The organism is Bradyrhizobium sp. JR3.5 (assembly GCF_054057015.1).
Window position 1 is genome coordinate 2,444,137 of record NZ_JBSRYV010000001.1, and the last position, 19,648, is coordinate 2,463,784.

Annotated in this window: 24 protein-coding genes and 3 pseudogenes; 15 read left to right on the forward strand and 12 right to left on the reverse strand. The window is 65.3% G+C overall.

What is annotated here, in order from left to right; genetic code table 11:
- The 5 genes from ACVWW1_RS12230 (at position 1) to ACVWW1_RS12250 (ending at position 2,084) form a co-directional block, all read left to right on the forward strand.
- A complete protein-coding gene (locus ACVWW1_RS12230; protein ID WP_456655940.1) occupies positions 1-627 on the forward strand; it encodes a LysE family translocator in 627 nt (208 codons plus the stop codon).
- Positions 627-971, forward strand: a complete 345-nt coding sequence (locus ACVWW1_RS12235) for a tRNA-binding protein (protein WP_207839222.1) — start codon at positions 627-629, stop codon at positions 969-971. Before ACVWW1_RS12230 ends, ACVWW1_RS12235 begins: the two co-directional genes overlap by 1 nt.
- A 140-nt stretch (positions 972-1,111) precedes the next feature.
- Complete coding sequence (locus ACVWW1_RS12240; protein WP_173643281.1) at positions 1,112-1,342, forward strand: DUF6894 family protein; 231 nt, start codon at positions 1,112-1,114, stop codon at positions 1,340-1,342.
- A gap of 9 nt (positions 1,343-1,351) precedes the next feature.
- On the forward strand, positions 1,352-1,525 hold the full coding sequence (locus tag ACVWW1_RS12245) for a hypothetical protein (RefSeq protein WP_456655941.1): 174 nt from the start codon (positions 1,352-1,354) through the stop codon (positions 1,523-1,525).
- Positions 1,526-1,847: 322 nt separating this feature from the next.
- Positions 1,848-2,084, forward strand: a complete 237-nt coding sequence (locus ACVWW1_RS12250) for a hypothetical protein (protein WP_092113629.1) — start codon at positions 1,848-1,850, stop codon at positions 2,082-2,084.
- Positions 2,085-2,199: 115 nt separating this feature from the next.
- Here ACVWW1_RS12250 and ACVWW1_RS12255 read toward each other — a convergent pair whose 3' ends face one another.
- The gene (locus ACVWW1_RS12255) at positions 2,200-2,721 is read right to left on the reverse strand and encodes a DUF1993 domain-containing protein (RefSeq protein ID WP_456655942.1); all 522 of its coding nucleotides are present in this window, start codon (positions 2,719-2,721) and stop codon (positions 2,200-2,202) included.
- Between the two features lie 153 nt (positions 2,722-2,874).
- Positions 2,875-3,060, reverse strand: coding sequence for a hypothetical protein (locus ACVWW1_RS12260; protein ID WP_456655943.1), 186 nt, complete (start codon positions 3,058-3,060; stop codon positions 2,875-2,877).
- Between the two features lie 191 nt (positions 3,061-3,251).
- Between ACVWW1_RS12260 and ACVWW1_RS12265 the strand changes: the two genes are divergently transcribed.
- Positions 3,252-3,980 (forward strand): class I SAM-dependent methyltransferase, encoded by a 729-nt coding sequence (locus ACVWW1_RS12265; protein WP_456655944.1) that lies wholly within the window; start codon positions 3,252-3,254, stop codon positions 3,978-3,980.
- A 2-nt stretch (positions 3,981-3,982) separates the two neighbouring features.
- Here ACVWW1_RS12265 and ACVWW1_RS12270 read toward each other — a convergent pair whose 3' ends face one another.
- Both ACVWW1_RS12270 and ACVWW1_RS12275 read right to left on the reverse strand, forming a co-directional pair.
- Positions 3,983-4,189 carry a hypothetical protein gene (locus ACVWW1_RS12270; protein WP_207839213.1) on the reverse strand — a complete coding sequence of 69 codons (207 nt, stop codon included), beginning with the start codon at positions 4,187-4,189 and terminating at the stop codon, positions 3,983-3,985.
- Positions 4,190-4,599: 410 nt separating this feature from the next.
- Positions 4,600-5,181: a septal ring lytic transglycosylase RlpA family protein gene (locus ACVWW1_RS12275; protein ID WP_456655945.1), complete on the reverse strand. Its 582-nt coding sequence runs from the start codon at positions 5,179-5,181 to the stop codon at positions 4,600-4,602.
- A 377-nt stretch (positions 5,182-5,558) separates the two neighbouring features.
- Here ACVWW1_RS12275 and ACVWW1_RS12280 point away from each other — a divergent pair, with 377 nt between their 5' ends.
- Positions 5,559-6,632 (forward strand): hypothetical protein, encoded by a 1,074-nt coding sequence (locus ACVWW1_RS12280; protein ID WP_456655946.1) that lies wholly within the window; start codon positions 5,559-5,561, stop codon positions 6,630-6,632.
- Positions 6,633-6,707: 75 nt separating this feature from the next.
- Here ACVWW1_RS12280 and ACVWW1_RS12285 read toward each other — a convergent pair whose 3' ends face one another.
- On the reverse strand, positions 6,708-7,337 hold the full coding sequence (locus ACVWW1_RS12285; RefSeq protein WP_456655947.1) for a L,D-transpeptidase: 630 nt from the start codon (positions 7,335-7,337) through the stop codon (positions 6,708-6,710).
- Positions 7,338-7,513: 176 nt separating this feature from the next.
- Here ACVWW1_RS12285 and ACVWW1_RS12290 point away from each other — a divergent pair.
- Positions 7,514-7,898: pseudogene (locus ACVWW1_RS12290) on the forward strand (hypothetical protein).
- Positions 7,899-7,910: 12 nt separating this feature from the next.
- On the opposite strand, the gene ACVWW1_RS12295 reads toward ACVWW1_RS12290, so the two are convergent.
- Both ACVWW1_RS12295 and ACVWW1_RS12300 read right to left on the reverse strand, forming a co-directional pair.
- Positions 7,911-8,693, reverse strand: a complete 783-nt coding sequence (locus tag ACVWW1_RS12295; protein WP_456655948.1) for an SDR family NAD(P)-dependent oxidoreductase — start codon at positions 8,691-8,693, stop codon at positions 7,911-7,913.
- A 32-nt stretch (positions 8,694-8,725) separates the two neighbouring features.
- Positions 8,726-9,317: pseudogene (locus ACVWW1_RS12300) on the reverse strand (NADPH-dependent FMN reductase).
- Between the two features lie 180 nt (positions 9,318-9,497).
- Here ACVWW1_RS12300 and ACVWW1_RS12305 point away from each other — a divergent pair.
- Positions 9,498-9,752: a hypothetical protein gene (locus tag ACVWW1_RS12305; RefSeq protein WP_456655949.1), complete on the forward strand. Its 255-nt coding sequence runs from the start codon at positions 9,498-9,500 to the stop codon at positions 9,750-9,752.
- Positions 9,753-10,365: 613 nt separating this feature from the next.
- Positions 10,366-12,447: a methyl-accepting chemotaxis protein gene (locus ACVWW1_RS12310; RefSeq protein WP_456655950.1), complete on the forward strand. Its 2,082-nt coding sequence runs from the start codon at positions 10,366-10,368 to the stop codon at positions 12,445-12,447.
- 86 nt (positions 12,448-12,533) lie between these two features.
- On the opposite strand, the gene ACVWW1_RS12315 is transcribed toward ACVWW1_RS12310, so the two are convergent.
- Complete coding sequence (locus ACVWW1_RS12315) at positions 12,534-13,190, reverse strand: FMN-dependent NADH-azoreductase (protein ID WP_456655951.1); 657 nt, start codon at positions 13,188-13,190, stop codon at positions 12,534-12,536.
- A gap of 100 nt (positions 13,191-13,290) precedes the next feature.
- On the opposite strand from ACVWW1_RS12315, the gene ACVWW1_RS12320 reads away from it, so the two are divergent.
- A complete protein-coding gene (locus ACVWW1_RS12320; protein WP_456655952.1) occupies positions 13,291-14,142 on the forward strand; it encodes a LysR substrate-binding domain-containing protein in 852 nt (283 codons plus the stop codon).
- A 14-nt stretch (positions 14,143-14,156) separates the two neighbouring features.
- On the opposite strand, the gene ACVWW1_RS12325 is transcribed toward ACVWW1_RS12320, so the two are convergent.
- Positions 14,157-15,320, reverse strand: a complete 1,164-nt coding sequence (locus tag ACVWW1_RS12325) for an acyl-CoA dehydrogenase family protein (protein ID WP_456655953.1) — start codon at positions 15,318-15,320, stop codon at positions 14,157-14,159.
- A gap of 268 nt (positions 15,321-15,588) precedes the next feature.
- Positions 15,589-16,267, reverse strand: a pseudogene (locus ACVWW1_RS12330) (nitroreductase).
- A 150-nt stretch (positions 16,268-16,417) separates the two neighbouring features.
- Here ACVWW1_RS12330 and ACVWW1_RS12335 point away from each other — a divergent pair.
- Positions 16,418-16,666, forward strand: a complete 249-nt coding sequence (locus ACVWW1_RS12335) for a hypothetical protein (protein ID WP_076860250.1) — start codon at positions 16,418-16,420, stop codon at positions 16,664-16,666.
- A gap of 101 nt (positions 16,667-16,767) precedes the next feature.
- On the opposite strand, the gene ACVWW1_RS12340 is transcribed toward ACVWW1_RS12335, so the two are convergent.
- Positions 16,768-17,013 carry a hypothetical protein gene (locus ACVWW1_RS12340; RefSeq protein ID WP_456655954.1) on the reverse strand — a complete coding sequence of 82 codons (246 nt, stop codon included), beginning with the start codon at positions 17,011-17,013 and terminating at the stop codon, positions 16,768-16,770.
- A 77-nt stretch (positions 17,014-17,090) separates the two neighbouring features.
- Positions 17,091-17,813, reverse strand: coding sequence for a helix-turn-helix domain-containing protein (locus ACVWW1_RS12345; RefSeq protein WP_456655955.1), 723 nt, complete (start codon positions 17,811-17,813; stop codon positions 17,091-17,093).
- A gap of 556 nt (positions 17,814-18,369) precedes the next feature.
- Here ACVWW1_RS12345 and ACVWW1_RS12350 point away from each other — a divergent pair.
- From ACVWW1_RS12350 to ACVWW1_RS12360, 3 genes are read left to right on the forward strand one after another with little or no spacing between them, the layout of a single operon-like run.
- Positions 18,370-19,083, forward strand: a complete 714-nt coding sequence (locus ACVWW1_RS12350; protein WP_456655956.1) for a DUF2336 domain-containing protein — start codon at positions 18,370-18,372, stop codon at positions 19,081-19,083.
- Between the two features lie 15 nt (positions 19,084-19,098).
- On the forward strand, positions 19,099-19,428 hold the full coding sequence (locus ACVWW1_RS12355; RefSeq protein ID WP_456656663.1) for a PilZ domain-containing protein: 330 nt from the start codon (positions 19,099-19,101) through the stop codon (positions 19,426-19,428).
- A gap of 4 nt (positions 19,429-19,432) precedes the next feature.
- Positions 19,433-19,630: a hypothetical protein gene (locus tag ACVWW1_RS12360; RefSeq protein WP_176531705.1), complete on the forward strand. Its 198-nt coding sequence runs from the start codon at positions 19,433-19,435 to the stop codon at positions 19,628-19,630.
- The last annotated feature ends 18 nt before the right edge of the window (positions 19,631-19,648 follow it).

Consider the following 19,648-nt stretch of genomic DNA (forward strand, 5'->3'; position numbering starts at 1 on the left):
ATGATCGACATCACCACCCTCCTCACCTACGCCGCCGTCGTGCTCGGCCTGTTCCTGATCCCGGGACCAGCCGTGCTGCTCGTGCTCGCGCGTTCGGTCACCGGCGGACCGCGCGTCGGCGTCGCGACCGGGTTCGGCATCGCGCTCGGCGACCTCGTCCACACCGCCATGGCGACGTTCGGCCTCTCGGCCGTGCTGATGACCTCGGCGCTCGCGTTCTCGATCGTCAAATACGCCGGCGTGATCTACCTGATCGTGCTCGGCGTCCGCGCCTTGTTCGAGAAGAATAACGACCTGCATTTGCCGGCATCGCAGCCGGTCGATCCGCGGCGCGCGTTCCGACAGGCGATCTGGGCAGAGATGCTCAACCCGAAGACCGCGCTGTTCTTCCTCGCCTTCCTGCCGCAATTCGTGCATCCCGGCCACGGCTCCGCCGTGGCGCAGTTCGCGACCCTCGGCCTCATCTTCGTCGCGATGAGCGCGGCCTACACCTCGCTGCTCGCGCTCGCCGCCGGCCAGATCAGCCCGTGGATCCGGCGGCATCGCCGCATCGGCCAGTGGCAGGGCCGCGTGGTCGGCACGATCTACATCGCGCTCGGCATCCGCCTCGCGTTTCAGGAGCGCTGATGTCGCCGCTCAAGCCGCAAGCCACATATGACGACTTCGCCCGCCTCGACATCAGGATCGGCAAGGTGGTCGAGGTGCAGCCGTTTCCGCGCGCCCGCAACCCGTCCCTGAAGGTCGGCGTCGATGTCGGCGCCGGGCGGATCATGTGGTCGAGCGCGCAGATCACGAATTATGAGCCGGCGGCGCTGATCGGCTCGCTGGTCGTCTGCGTCTGCAATCTCGGGCCGAAGAACATTGCCGGTTTCACCTCGGAACTGCTGATCCTGGGCGCCAAGGATGCCGGCGGCCAAGTCATCGTACTCGGCCCGCGCAGCGAGGTTGCGATCGGCGAGCCGATTTTCTGACGCCGCCCCCGATCACGGCCGCGTGATTCAAATCGTCTGGATTCCCCGTAGTTTACCGATGGGGGATCACCCGGATTCTAAGTGCCCGCGCGCGCTGCTATTCCAGCGCACGAGAATCGCTTCGGCATGGGAATCGGAAGATGTCCGCAGTTTTCTTTCACTGCTCCGACGACAAGCACGTCATCCTGGATCGCATCGGCGCCGCGATGGATTTTTCCGAGGTGCGGGTGCATGCGGAGCAGCTGGCGCGCAGCTTTGTCATGACACCGAGTGTGGAGGACTGGCGCAACTGGGCGGTCCACGTCACCGACGATATCGGTACCGAGATCTTCGAGCTGCCGTTCACCGCCGTCCTCGGCGAATTGCACTGAGGGCATGCCATGACGTCGATGGAACTCGCCCTGCAGCCTTTGCGGCGCCGCCTCGCCCGCCTCGCTCAGCGCTGCGTCGCGCTGATCGAGGGCGTCATCGACCCCTACCGCCCCGAGCTGTATTACATGCGCGGGCCGGGTCCGAAATGCCGCGCCAGGCGGCAGGCCACGCTGCGCGACTAGTCCGAGGGCTTGAGCGACGAGAAAAGGCCGATGGGCGTTACGCCACCGGCCTTCTCCTGCGGCTGCCGGTTCCCGGAGTCCGGTTCCGCCGCAATTCCACCTGGTCCCAAGCTTGCGACGACAGTTTTAATCAAATCTTAACGGCATGGCGGTGAGCTGGATGACAGGACTCCTTCGCCGTGCTGCGCGTGTAGTCGTTGATCGTGCGTGGAGCGTTGCACATCGTTTTTGCGCCGATCGCCCGACAATTGTGCGCGATGCATCTTAGGGAACGCACGACTCAGTGTTACCCTGTGATGCAAACCGAAACGGAGAACTTCGGATGCCGTACTACACCTTCGATCTCGTGGTGGGGGACGAGTTCCGGAATCAAGGAACGATCATCCTCGAAGACATCAGCCTTGCCTCCGATCGCGCCGATCAGCTCGCCAACGAGCTGTCGCAGGTCAAGCCGGAGTTGAAGGCACGCGGCTGCGCCGTGCGCGTCACTGACATCGACCGGCGCGAACTCTACCGGACGCCGCTCGACCCCGTGCCGCACTGGCGCAGGGCCGGCTAGCGCCGGCAGGCTTTAGACTCTGTTGACCGCGCCCGTCCGCGCGCGGTCTTGATCTTGCTGCGTGCGGGGCGGCCGGTGTTGCCGCCTCAGCAAGACCAGTCGCCGCGCGGTCCGATCACTTCTTCACGTTCAACCGGCCGATGAAGTCACGCTTGCCGAGCGGCGCGCCCTTGTGGCGGAGGATGTCGTAGGCGGTGGTCGAGTGGAAGAAGAAGTTCGGCAGCGAGAACGACATCAGGAATCCCTCGGCCGTGAACAGCATCGAGCGCTCGCCGAGCTTGAACATCACCTCGCGCCCGAGCAACGCGTTGACCGCGTCAGGTGTCAGCGCCGACAATTCGCTGAGCGCGTCCTTCACCAGCGCCTGCAGTGCGGCGTAATCCAGATCGGGCTTGCCCGACGGCGGGACGAACACGCCGTTCTTCGCAGCCTCCATCGCGCCGCGGGAATGATGCGCGAGCGAGACCACCTGAAAGCGGAACGGCAACATGTCCGGAAACAACCGGGTCTCGACGATCTCGGCCGGATCGATGCCGTTGTCCTTGAAATGCGCGAGGCTCTTGTCGAGAAAGCCCGAGGCGGCGCCGAGGATCTGCAGATAGTTGGCAACGGTCGCGTCGTAGAGTGAAAAGGTCATGGCGAATTCCCCCATATAGAAAATTTGTCTGATGCTTGCCGGAACAGAGTTCCCGGAATTTCCGGAGAAGGCAAGCAACCTTGGGGATTCGCAAGTCGAATGCTCCAGCGCGCAGCGCCGGATCATTCGATCAGGCATAGTGACTTCCGGCGGTCAGCTCTGATGCGGTCCGCGCATCATCTTCATGGCGTCCTCGATATGGCGCCACTCGCGGGCTTCCTCGGTCTCGCCCTTGCTCTCACAGGCCACGGCGTTCTGCGCGGCCTGGGCGATCGCCTCCAGGCCGTGCTTCTCCAGCATCTGCCGCGCGATGGTGTGGATCTGCATCTCGGCTATCATGGCGTCCTCCTCTGCTGTCTGACGCCGCAGGGACAGGCGTGACCGCGCCGCCCCGCGGGCTGACATCAAAACCGCCGAACGCCACGTCTGGTTCCACCATCCCGGCCGGCGTAACGGAATCGACCGTTTCCACGCGCCGCGGCGGCGGATACAGAGAGGCGGACCCTGCTCCTTCCCGAGTTGCCGAGACCATGGCGCAGAACATCTATGACGACCCCGGCTTCTTCGCCGGCTACAGCCAGCTGCCGCGGCAGCTCCGCGGGCTGCTCGGCGCGCCCGAATGGCCCGCGATCCGCGCCATGCTGCCTGACATCGCAGGCAAGCGCGTGGTCGATCTCGGCTGCGGCTTCGGCTGGATGTCGCGCTGGATGCGCGAGCAAGGCGCCTCCGGCGTGCTCGGCGTCGACCTCTCGCAGAACATGATCGCGCGCGCCACGGCGATGACGCAGGATCCGGCTATCACCTACGAGATCGCCGACCTCGAAACGCTGGAGCTGCCGAAGGCCACGTTCGACCTCGCCTACAGCGCCCTCACCTTCCACTACATCAGGGATTTCGATCGCCTGGCACGGATGCTGTATCGCACCCTCGTCCCGGAGGGGCACCTGGTCTTCACCATCGAGCATCCGATCTACATGGCCGCCACTCATCCCGGCTGGGGACAGGACCAGGACGGCCGCAAGATCTGGCCGGTCAACCGCTACTTCATCGAAGGCGAACGCCGGACCGACTGGTATGTGAAGGGCGTGCTGAAATATCACCGCACCATCGGCACCACGCTCAATGCGTTGATCGGCGCCGGCTTCACGCTTCGCCACGTCGAGGAATTCTCCCCGACGCGGGAGCAGATCAAGGCTGTACCCGAACTGGCCGACGAGCTGGAACGGCCGATGATGATGCTGGTGTCAGCGCAGCGCTAGCATTACGCCGCGAGCAGCTTGTCGAATTCCTCGGGCGGGTATGATTTTCCGTCCGTGTCGGTGATCACCACCTGCCATCCCTCGCTCGCCCAGACCTTGGCCTTGGCGACGATGATGAAGGTGCTCTCCCGCTCGATCCTGACCGTTTCGTTCTCGCGTTCTGCGATCATCTTGTAGGCCAACGCTTGTCCCTCGCCGACGTCATCCATTCGGCGGTGTGTTGGCAGCGGCGTTGGGCCGCAATTCGCCGGTAGCATGACAATTTGGTGGAAGCACAGGCGCCAGAAGCGGCAGAGCGCAACGTGCGGTCGCGGCTAGCTCAACTTGCTCATCAAGGTCGGCATATCCAGCATGTGCCGGATCTTGCCGCAGATGGCTCAGGCCCTGTCAACACATGCGGCGCGCATGCCTCAAAGAAAAACCCCGCCTCGGTGGGACGCCAAGGCGGGGAAGGTTCATTGGGTTGAAATCCACGCGCCTGGAAAAGGAGAGCGCGGGAAGTAGCGGCATCAATTCTATTTGTCGCCAGCGTTCGGACAACGGGATTAAAGCGCGCGCAACACCGGGACTTTTTCCCGATCCGTCCGGCAAAAATCCCGAACCTGGCTTGCGACGCCGCTCACTGCACCACGTCGAGCCTGACATTCGCGACGCCCTTGCCGATCATGCCGAGCGACTGTGCGGCAGAATACGAGACGTCGACGATGCGCCCGGGAACGTAAGGCCCGCGGTCGTTGACACGCACCGTTACCGAGCGGCCGGTCTTGACGTCGGTGACGCGCAGTTTGGTGCCGAACGGCAATGTCGGATGCGCAGCGGTCAGTTCGTGCGCGTTGAACTTCTCGCCGCTCGCGGTCTCCTGCTCGTCGCTGTAGAAGCTCGCGACGCCCTGCGACGCGATCCTGGTGTCGCCGCCCTTGCGTACGGCGTACGGCGTGTGCTTGCGCGCGGTTGCGACATGTGCGCGCGTCGCCGATGACGCAGCCCGCGTCGGTTCGGCCGACACCGACCGGCTCGCGAGCGCCTGCGAGCGCTGGCTGACGACGGAGGACTGCGCACAGGCCGCAAGCGACGCGGCGCCGATGACGATGGCGCAGAGCCGCAGAGACTTTCGCGCACGAGCCAACCGAATTGCCGGCGCGGCACCGCGCGCGCTGCGTATGACGTCGACGTACGAAATGACTGCATCGTCGCGTGACATGTTGCATCCCCAACTCGCGCCCCAGCCCAAGCCGAAAATCCAACCCCCGCATGGCCGAATCCAATCGGGGCGGAACGGTGGCGGAGCGCGGTCGGACGGGCCGCAGGCGACCCGATTTCCCCTCGGGTGTGGTGGATGCGCCACACAACCAGGGAGATTCACCCGGACATGCGACCCCGGAGCTTCCCCAGGCACGCAGGTCGGCGACCGCCCCTCGGCTCCCAGTTTGGTTCCCGAAACTCCCCAACCTCTCCACCCTCTCGCCTTGCTTTGGTCAAACCGGACTGGAGTCGTGGGGTCAGGGCCAGGGGTCGATACAGAGCTCAAATTGCCGGCCGCCCATTTGCGGTTGACCTTGGACTGAAACGGGGACCGCCATGCAATCGACACTGAAAGACGCAGATCCGCACGATATTTTCGCGATCGAACCTAGCTTCACTGCAACCCGCCCGGACAATTCCGCCACCGCGCCGGCACCCGCCGCCAGGGGAGCGCCGGGGCAACGCGAGCCTTGGTTCGGCCCGAGCCTCGCCCCCTCTTCCACGCCACCGGGCGCTCCGGTCGCCTCGGTGCCACCGGTGACGCCGATACCGGTGACGGCGCCGCCGGCCGCGCCGGAGTACAGCGCCGCAAGCCATGACGGCAGGCTGGACGACATCAGACTGGAACGCGCGCCGCGTCCGACCAACAAATGGGCGATCCGTGCCTTCTGGTTCGTGTTCGCGATCGCCGGCGCCATGGGCACCGCGGCGTGGCAACACTACGGCCATCGCGTCAAGCAGGTGGTGGCGGAGTACGTGCCCCAGGTCGAGGCCCTGACGTCGCTGCTGCCAGGCAAGGCCGCTCCCGCAGCCGACCAGGCGGGCCCGCCCGCGCAGGTGGCTGCCGCCGATCAGCCGGCTGAGGCTGCTCCGGCGGCTGCGCCACAGGACGTCGCAACGGCCGCGCCCGCTCCTGCCGCTGCAGCGGCGGCCGCAGCACCCGCTGCAACGGCGGCGCCGGTTGCCCCGGCGGCACCAGCCGCAGCCGCACCTGACCAAACCCAGTTGTTGCAGTCGATGGCGCGCGATCTCGCGTCGATGGGACAGCAGATCGAGCAACTCAAGACCAGCATCGATCAGCTGAAGGTGAGCCAGGATCAGTTGACGCAGCGGGTCGCAAGGACGACCGAGACCAGGGCCGTCGAACCGCGGCCGGTCGCGCCGCGCCCGCGTGCCGCGATCACGCCGCCCGCGACGGCGCCACGCACGGCTGTTGCTCCGCCGCCGATCCGCCGGCCGGCACAGGCCTACATCCCGCCGCCACCGCCGGCATCAGCAGCACCGCTGCCGGCGCCCGCCGCAGTCGCATCGCAGGCTGCCGCGCCGCGGCCGGTGCAATCGCAGCAGTCCTCGGTTGTCGATGCTGATGATAACGGCCCCGTGGTTCGGCCGCCGATGCCGCTGCGCTGACGGCCTGCTAACGGGTGAAAGAAAAGGCGCCGATCGCGATGACGCAATCGGCGCCTTTGCACATCAATATGCGAATTACGCGCTCTGTCCCGGCGGCAGCACGACCACGGTCGCGCCCGGCTTGACGTGCTGGTAGAGATCGATGACGTCGGCATTGTTCATGCGGATACAGCCCGACGAGATCGCCTGCCCGATATATTCGGGCTGGTTGGTGCCGTGGATGCGGTAGAGCGTGTCCTTGTTGCCCTGGTAAAGATAGATGCCCCGGGCACCGAGCGGATTGGCCGGTCCGCCGGCGACACGCGCCGGATACGGTCCGAGCCGCTCCTGGATATCCTTGGTCGGAACCCAATCCGGCCATTCGGCGAGCCGGCCTACGGTGGCGACGCCGGAGAACGCCATCGCCTCTTCGCCGACGGCGACGCCGTAGCGGATCGCCTTGCCGCCGGGCAGCACGTAATAGAGGTAGCGCGCGTCGGTATCGACCAGGATCGAACCCGGCTGCTCCTTCCGCGTGTAATCGACAATGTGGCGCTGGAACTGATCCGGAATCTTGGCCTCCGCATAGGGCGGATGCGCCAGCAATTGCCGATCGCGCGGCGTCATCGCGGCATCCGTCACCGGCGACAGCGTCGCCTGCATGCAGCCGCCAAGTGCGAACGAACCCATCAGCACCGCAGCAAGCCCCAACTTCGACACGATCATTCTCCCCTGCGTCAAGTTGTGGCACTTGCTGCCGAAATCGTGCTGAAATCGTGGCAGCGCAGATTGGAACACGGCTGTTTGATCGGTTCCTTCGGCAAGTGTGTCCTTCCGGTTGCAGTCGGTTCCCGCGGACGCTAGCCTTGCGGCAAAATGTCTAAAACATCGGGAGGAATTCGATGCGTTACGCTCTGCTGATCGGCGGCCTGATCGTCGCGGCAACACCGGCCCACGCCGATCCGCGTGCGGCCTATGTCACCATGGTGCTGCAGGCCGATCTTCGCCGCCAAGGTCGAGTGCCCCGGCACCGATCTCGTCTATCAGGACCTCGTGCAGCGCGCGCAGGACATGCACCTGCCCGACGGCACCACCGAACAGGTGCGCAAGGCGATCGCCTTCATGCACACCGGCGGCAAGATGGGCGAGAAGCAGGCCGACGACCTGATGACCGAAGTCGCGATCGCAACCCAGAGCACCGACCTCGACCAGCGCCGCGCCGGCAGCATGACGACCTGGTGCCAAGACCAGAAGACGCGGCTCGCGGGCTACATCAGGACCAAGTAGTAAACTTCGATCTCAATCGAGCTCCGGCGGCGCGAACCAGTTGGTCAGCGACAGGCCGCCGTCGACCACGATCGATGCGCCGGTGACGTAGCCGGAGAGCTTGTGCGAGAGCACGGCGAGCGCCATCGGCGCGAGATCGTCCGCCTGACCAAGCCGCCCGAGCGGAATGTGCTTGGCCAGCGCGGGATCCGCGACGAAGCCGCCGGCCGCGATCGCGCCGGGCACCAGCGCATTGACGCGGATGCCATAGCAGCCCCAGCTCTTGGCCAACTCCTTCACCAGCATCGCCATGCCGGCCTTCGCCGTCGAGTAATGCGGCAGGTTGCGCGGCGTGCCCGCGTGCAGCGAGGTGAGCAGCAGGAACGAGCCAGGCGTCGTCGCCGCGATCAGCTTGCGCGCCAGTTCGCGCGACAGATGAAAGCCGGCATCGAGATTGACCGCGTGCATCTGCCGCCAGGTCTCTTCATCGACCGCCATCGCATGATCGGCCTCGCGGCGCGGCGGCGAGGCGCTGTGGACGAAATGCGTCACCTGCCCGACCGTGGCTTGCGCATGCGCCAGCAGCGCGTCGCACGCCGCACGTTGCGCGAGATCGCCGACCCAGGGCACGGCAAGTTCGGGACGTGCGGCGGCCTTGATGGCGGCCAATACCTTGTCCTCATGCAGGTCGGCGAACACCGTGCGCACACCTTCGCCGACCAGGGCCTGCGCGATCGCGCGGCCGATGCCGTTGCCGGCACCGGTCACCAGGGCTGCCTCGCGCGCGGGATCGAAGGGCGATGTGAAGAGGCTCATGATGCCGATCTCCGAGGAGTGCAGGCCTGCACTCAGTATGGCGGCGCCTTGCGCGCCCGCTGTGCCTTGGCGGCTTCGATCCACCAGGTGAAGTCGTCGGCAAAGCGCGGAAAGGCACGTTCGAGCGACTTGCCGCCCTCGCCGATCGGCTTGCCTTCGGCGGACAGGGTCTGCGCGATCGGCCCCGCACTGATCGTGCTCGACACCACCACCATGCCCATCTCCGACAGCGTGCCGTGCCAGGCGGTCGCGGCGCGCGCACCGGCGAAACGCCCGGCCGAGTAGCTCGCGATCGCCGCCGGACGCCAGAACCATTCCTCGAGGAAATGATCGGTCAGGTTCTTCAGCCCGGGCTGGATGCCCCAATTGTATTCGCCGGTGACGAACAGGAAGCCGTCGGCGTCGCGGATCTTTCCGGGCGAGCGTTTCGAGCTCGGCCGGCGCCTGGCCCTTCGGATGTTCCTTGTACATCCGGTCGAGCATCGGCAGGCCGACCTCCTTGGCGTCGATCAACTCGACATCGTTGCCGCGCGCACGCAGGCCGTCGACGACGAAATGCGCCAGGCGGATGCCCATGCGATCCGAACGATAGGAGCCGTAGAGAACGAGAATGCGGTGGGTCATGATGGCGCGATCCTACCACGGCGCTGCGACACCCGTCGCGCGGCCGGCGCGCAGATATTAACGGCATTTCCGGCGCGTTTTCCCGGCATTAAGCAATTCGTCGCAGGTCGCTCGCCGCGGCCAAAAATCGCCAGATTTGTTTTCTGGATATGTTTTTCGCTTCGAGAAGGAGAACCCGACATGCGGATCGCAAAGCTGGTCTTCGCAGGCTCGCTCGCGGCCATCGCTGCCGTTGCCACGCCAGCGCTGGCGAAGAGCGCCGAGCGGCAGAAGGCCGACGAGAAAGCCGCCACCACAACCAATTCGACCGGCTGCCAGGCCTACCAACAGGCCGCCGACGGCACCTGGAACCAGCTTCCCTGCGGCGAGGCCGGCACCGGCGGCGCGACCCAGCACCGCGCCGCGACCAAGGGCGCCGACGAAGACTCACGCTAGAGTCTCTGTGGGAACCGCTGCGCGTACGCCAATCGGCGGACACGGTATCGTACAGCTGTCGCCGCATTCCCGGTCTTAACCTCTCTCCTTACGGAGGGAGCCGGATGTTCAAACGAGTGGCAATCGCGATACTTGGGATTTCGCTCGCGCTTCCATTGATACCATCGGAAGCTGCGGAGCAGCATCGCGGCGGCGACGCCGCGCTCGGCGCGTTGTCGGGCGGGATCATATTCGGCCCCATTGGCGCCGTCGCCGGCGCCGTCGTCGGCTACACGGCCGGACCTTCCATCTCTCACTCGCTCGGCGTCCGTAGCCATCAGACACATGCGCGGCGGACCAAATCCGTCAGACAGGCGCAGGCATCCACGAAGTATCGTCAACCCGCACCGGACCGTCAGGCGGCACTCCCTGCGGCGGCGCCGGCACCGCCGCCGCCTCCCCTCGAGACGGCAACGACAATGCCGCCGGTCCAGCCGCTGGAATAGGCGACGGCCCAGCCGGAGTACCTCCGGTTGTTGCCGCTCGAGTGAACGCTCGATCATAAACCCAAGCTTAATGCGCACCCGGTACGGTTGAGGCCTTCCCTCTTTCGTCAAGAAATGGCGCGCATCCCATGAAAATCGGTACTCTCCTGACGGCCGCGATCGTCTCATTGTCCGCGGTCGGCGGTGGCCTGGCGGCCTATGTCGCGGCGACCAAGTACCAGACCATGAACAAGGTGTCGACCGCGCAGAGCCGGCTCGAGATCGTCCGCGCCGTTGGTGATATCCCGCGCTACATGAACCCCGAGCGTGGCTACGCCACCAACCTGTTGCTCGCTGGCAGTACGATCGATCCGAAGCAGATCGCCGAACTCGACCGTCAGCGCCAGCTGACCGACGGCGCGCTGGCCAAGGTCAATCAGGTGCGCGCCACCCTGCCGGGCTCGCTCGACGACGGCGAGGCCATCGCGCGCGAGATCGACGCGCTGAAGGTGAAGTTTGCCGGGCTGCGCGACGCCATCGCGACTGCAATCGCAGGTCCGGCCGATGCCCGCCGCGCCGCCGCCGGCAAGATCGTCGCCGACAATTCCGTGTTCAACGCCGGTGTCACCACGCTGCTCGACGAGCAGGTGCGCCGGCTCGCCGGCCTCGACGGCAATGCCTATCGCCAGGCCAGCTACGCCAACGTTGCCTGGATGCTGCGCGACACCGGCGGCCTCAATGCCAGCCTGCACAAGGCGCTGGTCGGCGCCAAGCGCGTCGCGACCGAGCCGGAGAAGCTGGAACTCTACCGCTCGACCGGCCGCACCGAGCAGATCCTCTCGACGCTGCAGGAATTGCGCAATAATCCGGCGACACCCGCGAACGTCATGACGGCGCTCGGCAAGATGCAGGCCGACTATGTCGAGCGCTTCGGCAAAGCCCTGAAGCTTGCCAAGGAAGGCGCAGTGACCGGCAAGTACGAGCTGGATCTCGACACCTACTATCCGGAATCGCAGATCGGCCTAGCCGCCATCATCACCGTGCGCGACGCGTTCTACGAGAATGCCGAGCAGGTGCTTGCGAGCGCCTATTCGTCGGCGCGCTTCAGCTTCGTGATCGCGCTGATCGGGCTGCTCGCGGTCGTTGCGGTAAGTGCCGGCCTCATCGTCGTGGTCCGCCGCCGCATCCTCAACCCGATCGCCGCCCTCACCGGCCGGATGTCGCGCCTCGCCGCGGGTGACGTCGCCGAGGCGATCCCGGGCGCCGCGCGCAACGACGAGATCGGCGCGATGGCCGCCGCCGTGCAGGTGTTCAAGGACAACAGGATCGAAGCCGATCGCCTCGCGAGCGAGAAGGAAGCCGAGAACAACGTCAAGATGCGGCGCGCCCGCGTGCTCGACGATCTGACCCGCGCCTTCGAAGCCAAGGTCACCGAACTGGTCGGCGGATTGTCTGCCGCGTCCTCGGTGATGGAGGACACGGCGCAATCGATGTCGGCCACCGCCGCTGCCACCAACCGTCAGGCCGCGGTCGTCGCCGCGGCGTCGGATCAAACCTCGACCAACGTCCAGACGGTGGCGAGCGCGACCGAGGAACTGGCCTCCTCGATCTCGGAGATCGCCCGCCAGGTCGCGACCTCGACCGAGATCGCCGCACGTGCGGTCGACCATGCCCGGCGCACCGGCGACACCGCGCGCTCGCTGGCCGAGGGCGCCCAGAAGATCGGCGACGTCGTGACGCTGATCCAGAGCATCGCGGCGCAGACCAACCTGCTCGCGCTCAACGCCACCATCGAGGCGGCGCGCGCCGGCGAGGCCGGCCGCGGCTTTGCCGTGGTCGCCTCGGAAGTGAAGTCGCTGGCCGGCCAGACCGCGAAGGCGACCACGGAAATTTCCGAGCAGATCACCGCGATCCAGACCGCAAGCGACGAGACCGTGACCGCCATCCGGAGCGTCGTCGACGTCATCACCGAGATCGACCAGATCGGCACTGCGATTGCCGCCGCGATCGAGGAACAGGGCTCGGCGACCAAGGAGATCTCGCGCAGCGTTCAGGAAGCCGCGCGCGGCACCCAGGAGGTCAACTCCAACATCTCCGGCGTGCAGCGCGCCGCCGACGACACCGGCGCTGCGGCGACCCAGGTGCTGGGCGCGGCCGAACAGCTCTCGACGCAGTCCAAGGACCTAGCCGGCCAGGTCAACCGCTTCCTCTCCGACGTGCGGGCGGCGTAAGAGCGCCCCCGACCAAGAGACGGAGCGGCAGCGCAAACCACCCAGCTGCTTTGACCATGGTGACAGCGCCCGGTGGCGATTCATCGCTATGACGTCACCGCGCGTGATGGCGAATGCGCAAGCTGCTTCACCGCCTCGACCGCGGCCCGCTTGGCGGCTGCACGCGAGGCATGATCGACGTCAGGCCCCGCGAGAGTCTTTTCGACCACGACCGTCGTGATGTCGGTAATGCCGATATACCGCAGCCACATCTCCAGGTAGGGCCTTTGGAAGTCGTAGGTGCCGGCGGGCGTGATTGCCGTCGGCGCATAGTCGAGCCCCCGCGCCAGCACCAGCAGAGCCTTCCGCCCGTGCAGCAGACCGCCGAACGCCCGTCCGTCAAACGTGAACAAGAGATCCTTCTGCGACACGACATCGATGAGCTGCTTCAACTTGTAAGGTATCGAGAAATTCCACAGCGGCACCGCGAACAGAATCACGTCGGCTGCGAGAAAGCGTGCAGCGATCGCGGATATCTGTGCCCACGCTTCGGCCTGCTCAGGCGTTTTTCCTGCCAGTCCGGCGTATTTCGCCATCATGACCGGACCGTCGAACTCGGGCAGCTCCGTCGACCATAGGTCGAGGACATCGACGCTGAGATCGGGCTCGATATCGCTCCATGCAGCGAGCGCGGCGTGTGCCACCTCGATCGACGCGCTGCGGTTCTTTCGCGGGGATGCTTCGACATAGAGGATGCGGGTCATCTGGAATCTCCGGGGCTGGTGGCGGCCCAACAGAGCAGCTTCCGCTCAGTGAGAGAAATGATATATAGTGACCTAATTAATCTCAGTTCGAGATATATCGATGTTCGACACAACGCTCCTCCGGACGTTTCAAGCGGTCGCGCAGGAGGCAAATTTCACCAAGGCAGCGCGCCGGCTGAATCTCACGCAGTCCGCGGTCAGCGCGCATATTCGTCGCCTGGAGGTTCAGGCAGACCGACCATTGTTCGAACGCAACACGCGGTCGGTCGCGTTGACCGCCGAGGGCGAAGCCTTGCTCGGCTATGCGCGTGCCATCCTTCGCCTCAACGAGGACGCGCGCCTGAGGTTGTCAGGCAAGAACCGCGGCGTTCATTTGCGTCTCGGCGCATCCGACGACTTCATGAGCAACTGGCTGCCGCGCACGCTCGCGCAATTCCAGCATGGTCACCCTGGTCTGACGCTGGAGGTGCGGGTCGCGAACACCGCTCTGCTCCTGGCTGGGCTCGACCGGGGCGAACTCGATGTCGTGGTTTGCGGCCGATGCGAGGGCGACCAGAGCGGCCAGCTGCTGTGGCGCGAGCCGCTGGTGTGGGCCTATGCGAAGGGCGCGGCGCCGGATACCACGGCGCCGCTCTCGCTCGCGCTGTTTCCCGAGCCCTGCCCATATCGCGACGCCGCGCTGGCCGCGCTCGCTGCGGCCGGCCGTGAAGCCCGCATCACTGTGGTGAGCCCGAGCGTTGGCGGCCTGCGTGCCGCCGCTGCGGCCGAGCTTGCAGTGTGCCCTCTCTATCGCAGCCTGCTCACACCGCAGTTGCGGGCGCTCGGCCGCGAAGCCGGCTTGCCCAGACTTCCCGAGGTCGAGTTCACGGTGTTCACGCGCAGTCGCGGCGGCCCGCGCGAGATCGGCGACATCGCCCAGGATATCATCAAGGCTGCTGCGAGCCGACGATAGCCCTCACGCGCTGATCAGCCGCCGCGCAGGCCGAGCACGCGGCGGGCGATCGCCTGGCGATGGACCTCGCTCGGGCCTTCGTAAACCCGCATCAGGCGGGCCTTCTGCCAGAGCGCGTTGAGCGGCAATTCCAGCGTCACGCCGAGTGCGCCGAGCGTCTGCATGGCGTGGTCGCAGGCGTCATAGGCCATCTCGGTCGCGAACACCTTGATCATCGAGGCCTCGTGGCGGATGTCCTCGCCGCGATCGGTCTTGTCGGCGGCCTCGCGCACCATCAGCCGGCAGGCATGCATGCGCGTCGAGATGTCGGCGATCCACCACTGGATCGCCTGGCGCTCGGCGAGCTTGACGCCGAACGTCTCGCGCTGCTTGGCGTGCTCGCACATCATGTCGAGCGCGCGCTTGGTGATGCCGACGCAGGTCGATCCCATCTCGAGCCGCCGCGTGCGCAGGCGCAGCTGCATCGGCGCATAGCCCTTGCCGACCTCGCCCAGCACCGAGTCCTTCGGGATGCGGCAGTCCTCGAACACGATCTCATAGGTCGAGCCGCCGCCGACCATCGGGATCTCGCGCTCGATGATGAAGCCCGCCGTGCCCTTCTCGACGATGAAGGAGGTGATGCCGCCCTGGCGCTGATCGTTGCCGACCCGCGCCATCACGATGATGAAGTCGGCGGCGCGCGCATTGCTGATCCATATCTTGCGGCCGTTCAGCACCCACTGCTCGCCTTCGAGCACCGCACGCGTCTTCATGGCCGCGGGATCGCCGCCGGCGCCGGGCTCGGAGATCGCGATCGCCGACGCCATCCGGCCCTCGATGTAAGGCTGCAAATATTTCTTCTTCTGCGCCTCGGTGCCGACCGCTTGCAGCATACGCAGGTTCGGCGAATCCGGCGGCAGCACGAACGGCACGCAGCTGCGGCCGAGCTCTTCATGCACCGCGGCCATCGTGCGCGTCGGCAAATCGTGGCCGCCGAGATCCTCGGGCGCATCGAGGCCCCAGAGGCCGAGTTCCTTCGAGACATCGCGCAGCCGCTTGCGCTGCTCTGCGGTGAGCTCGGGATGATCGCTGCCGGGCAGTTTCGACTTCAGATATTGCGGCTCGAGCGGGATGAGTTCGCGATCGACGAATCTCGCGACGGTCTCGCGGATCATGGCTGTCTGTTCGTCATCGCTCATCTGGGATTCCTCGCCTGTGCTGTTTCGCTTCACAAAACCAGTAGCGCATTTTTTGTCGGCACAAATAGCGGAAACGCGCGCTCGCGCTCACTGTCGCGCGAGGGTTTCATGGAGCGGAATTCAATATCCCGCGGCGCGGTCAGCACGCGCGCAATTGCGCCGGACGCTCGGGCGCATCGAGCAACCGATCACGCAGCACAAGGTTATTGGCTGCAAGCAAGCGATCGACGATCAGATCGCCGATGCCCCCGCACTGGCCGCAGCCTTCCTAGTCGGCAAAGCCGACATAGCGGACAAAATCGCTGTTGGCCTCGCGGTCCGACCGCACCGCGTTGGCGGCAAAACTGTCGTCGGGATAGCCCATCGCGACGCAGGTCATGATCACCTGGTCTTCCGGGATATTGGCGACCTCGCGCACGATGTCGGAGCGCATGATGCCCTGGCCGTTGATCACGCTGCCGAGGCCGCGATCCCAGGCTGCCAGGACGATGCCGTAGCAGAGCGCGCCGAGGTCGAAATGGCAGACCGCGCCGGGATCCAGGATCCGGTCATAGGCCAGCACCAGCGAGACCGGGGCATCGAACTGGCGGAAGCCGCGCAGCACCCAATCCTGCCGCATCGGCTTGTCGTCGCGGGCAATCCCCATGGCGCCGAACAGCTTCTTGGCGATGTCGACCTGACGGCCGCGGTGCACGCCCTGATACTCGCCATGGCTGATGATGTCGCGCTTGGCCTTGGCGCCGGCGATCATCTCCTCCATGTTGCGGCGGCGCACTTCTTCCAGCGGCGCCCCCGGTCAGGACGTGGACGTGCCAAGGCTGGGTGTTCATCGAGGACGGCGCGCGCTTGGCCACCTCGATGATCTCCTCGACGGTCGCCCGGGACACCGGCTGCTTCTTGAACCCGCGCACGCTTTTGCGTGTCTGTACCAGCGTCTCGAATTCCATTCCGCGTTTCCCCCATTTTGTTCCGCGCTGCACACGGAAATTTCTCACGGCAATCCGGGTATTTTATAGACAAATTCGGCTGTGGGAACTTGATCGGGCCAAGAATCCGATATCCAATCCGGCCACTGGTTTGGTTTAGGGAGAACCCAGATGAAGCGGATTTTCTTGGCGGCCGTGATCGCGACCTTTGCCGCCGGTTCGGCATTTGCACAGGACGCCTCCTGCGAGACGAAAGCCGTCGGCAAGGACGGCAAGCCGCTGGCCGGCGCGGCCAAGACCTCGTTCATGAAGAAGTGCACGATGGATACCTGCGAGACCAAGGCGGTCGGCTCCGACGGCAAGAAGCTCGCCGGCGCGGCCAAGACCTCGTTCATGAAGAAGTGCCAGAGCGGCGCCTGAGCCTCTCGGCGGCGCTTATTTAGCCCCCTCAATCGACAGACTTCATCGGGACTCAATCGGGTCGCGCAGGGCGCGGCCCGAACCGCTGTTGATCGGTGTCCTCAGAACGAGACGCCGACCCGGACGCCCTTGCTCCAGACCCGCCGGCAACGCTTCCGGGTGTTGCCGTGAAACATCTCGAAGCGTTCGGGCAACTGGACCGGCTTGGAGAATTCCAGGCAAGCCCCGCCGGCAGAATAGTCCACCAGCCGGCATTCGATCAGCGGCGCCTTCGGTTCCAGCTGGAGCTTGACCACGCCGGACACACATCCTGTCGGACGAACACGCGCAAATCGTCGGGGATGCATCAGCCCGCCTCTGGTGGAATCGTACCAACAGATTCCTCGGCGGCCGTTAAGATTCCGTTCAGGCGAATTGTTACGAATCATGTCTGCCGCCAGCCGGATCGGGTGGGCATGACGCCAGTGCGGCGCGAGGCCGCCAGCGTCACGGATGGCGCTTCCCCGAACTGCGACCGGTAGCTCCGCGAAAAATCGCTGAGGTGCCAGAACCCGTAGGCCAGCGCACAGGCCTTGACGCTCGGAGCGCCGGCGAGCAGCTGCTGGCGGACCAGCCAGAGCCGGCGGAGCCGCAGATAGCGATGCAGGCTGACGCCCCGGTAGCGCTGGATCGCGTCATGCAGCGTGCGCACCGACACGCCGATCTGCCGGGCGAGTTCGCCGCTGTAGATCGGGTGAGCCACGTCGCCGGCCAGGATGGCGCGCGCGTCGTTGAAGACCTTGAACTGGCGCGTCGTGTTGGCCCGCGTCGCCCACCTAGCCGGCACGATCTCGGCGAACGCGTTGTCGATTGCGGCGAGCAGTGTCTCCTTGATCGACGCGCCCGTCGCGAACTCCGCAATCGTGACCCGGTCTGACGTGACGAGCAGAACCTGTCTCACCACTTCGCGCAGCCGATCCTGCGCGCGTTGAGAAATCTCGTGAATGCTGAAATGGAGCCCGGCATTTGGCCAGCCGCGGTCGACAATCTCGGGCGTGAACATCATCGAGACATATTGGCGGGGCGTCTCCTCCACGGAGGTGTAGAACGCGCCGCCGCCGCCAAGCACGATCACCGCACGATCGCGCTCGACGCCGTTGAACCGCATCGGAACGCCGTCATCCATCGTGAAGCCGACCGCGGTGGTCTGCCGCGCAAGCTGCGCGTCCACGATCCGCGGAAAGGACTGCGTGTAGTTGAGCTCGCATCCCGGCAAACTCAGGATGACCTGCTCGGCCGAAATCTTCCGCGCAAGTGGCGTGAAATCAACATCCAGATCTCGGATCGAACTCCGGAATGCATCAACATCGTCAAAACGAAAGACTCTCGGCACCAGCAACGGCGCCGTCAAATGACCGCTCCTGTGAAATGATCTCTAAAATTTGCATGCGGCGCCGCGCACAGCGCGGCCGGCCGCATTGATAAACTCCGTGCACAAAATACGAATCGTCCAATGAGCTCAATCAGCAAAAATGCGGTCCGTTGGTTGAACCGGACAATCTGGGAAAATAGCGCTGCTGCCGAATTTCGATAGTGTTTGCCGGGATATCCACCGTTGGGATCAGCCTCCACATCAGTTTCTATACCCCTATTAAAGATTCGGGGAGCAGATTGACGGTGGGAACGATGCTGTTCCCCGTCGCGGAACATTATTAGGGACCGCAATGACAGCCATTGCCTCGCCCGATCTTATTGCCAAGCTCGACCACGTCTTGAGAGCCGGTCCCCCAGACCTCCGCACGCGCATGCTGCAGGAGGTGGCCGGGCTGTTTCTCGACGACGCTCACCGCCTCAGCGAGCACCAGGTCAGTCTGTTCGACGACATCCTGATCCGTCTGACCGAGAGCGTCGAGCTGCGGACCCTGACCACGCTCAGCCGCTCGCTCGCCGACTTGCATCTGGTTCCGCGGGAGCTCGCCCGTCGCCTGGCCAACCATGACGATGCCGATGTCGCCGCCCCGATCCTGCGAAAATGCGAGTGCATTCCGGACGCCGATCTGATCGACATTGCCTGGATGCGGGCCGAGGGACATCTCTGCGCCATCGCCGGACGCAAGGCCGTCAACCAGGAGCTCACGGACATTCTGCTGATGCGCGGCGACAGCAATGTGCTTCGCGCTCTCGCAGGCAATCCCGGCGCGGACATGACCAGCGCAGGCCTTGCCATGATGGTCGATGCCGCCGAGCGCGACGAGGACATCGCAGCCGCGTTGATCTCGCGCAAGGACCTGCCTCACCGCGTTCTTGCCGACCTCGTCGTGCGATCCACGCCGCGCCAGCAAGCCCGGCTGCTCAAGAACGCGCGCCCCGAGATCCAGCACGCGATCCGCGCCGCCATCGATGCCGGTCTCGCTGCAAAACCCCTTCAGGCAGTGTGAGTGGCGCAATGGCGTATGGTGATCGCAGGGGCGGAGCGCGTCAAGCTCGACACCCGCCATCCCGTCAATCTCATGGGGGTCGACGGCACGTGGCGGCGGAGCTGCATCCTGCTCGACGTCTCGCAAAGCGGTGCCCGGCTCGAGGTTGACGGAACGCTTGATGTGCTGAAGGCCCAGGAGTTCTTCCTGGTCTTGTCCTCGCGCGGACTGGCGTTCCGCCGCTGCGAACTGGTTCGTGTCGACGGCACCGAGATCGGCGTGAGATTCATCGAAGAACGAAAGCGAAAGGGACGTGCCGTCATTCCGAGATCAGGATTGGCGGCAACCGGTCCGAGGGGAAGTTGACGACATGACCATGCAGAGAGCAACAAGCATCGCGGTATCGGCGGTCTCCGCCGCACCATTGCGCGGCACCATCGCAATCGACTGTGCCGGCAGCGTCGCGACGTTCGAGATCGACGAGGAACTCGCCCATCGCCTCTGCAGCGATCTCGAACGGTTTCTGACCCAGGTTCCGCGCCGGACCAGCGCGGCGCGGTCCGGCTGACATTGCCCCCGAACGCCC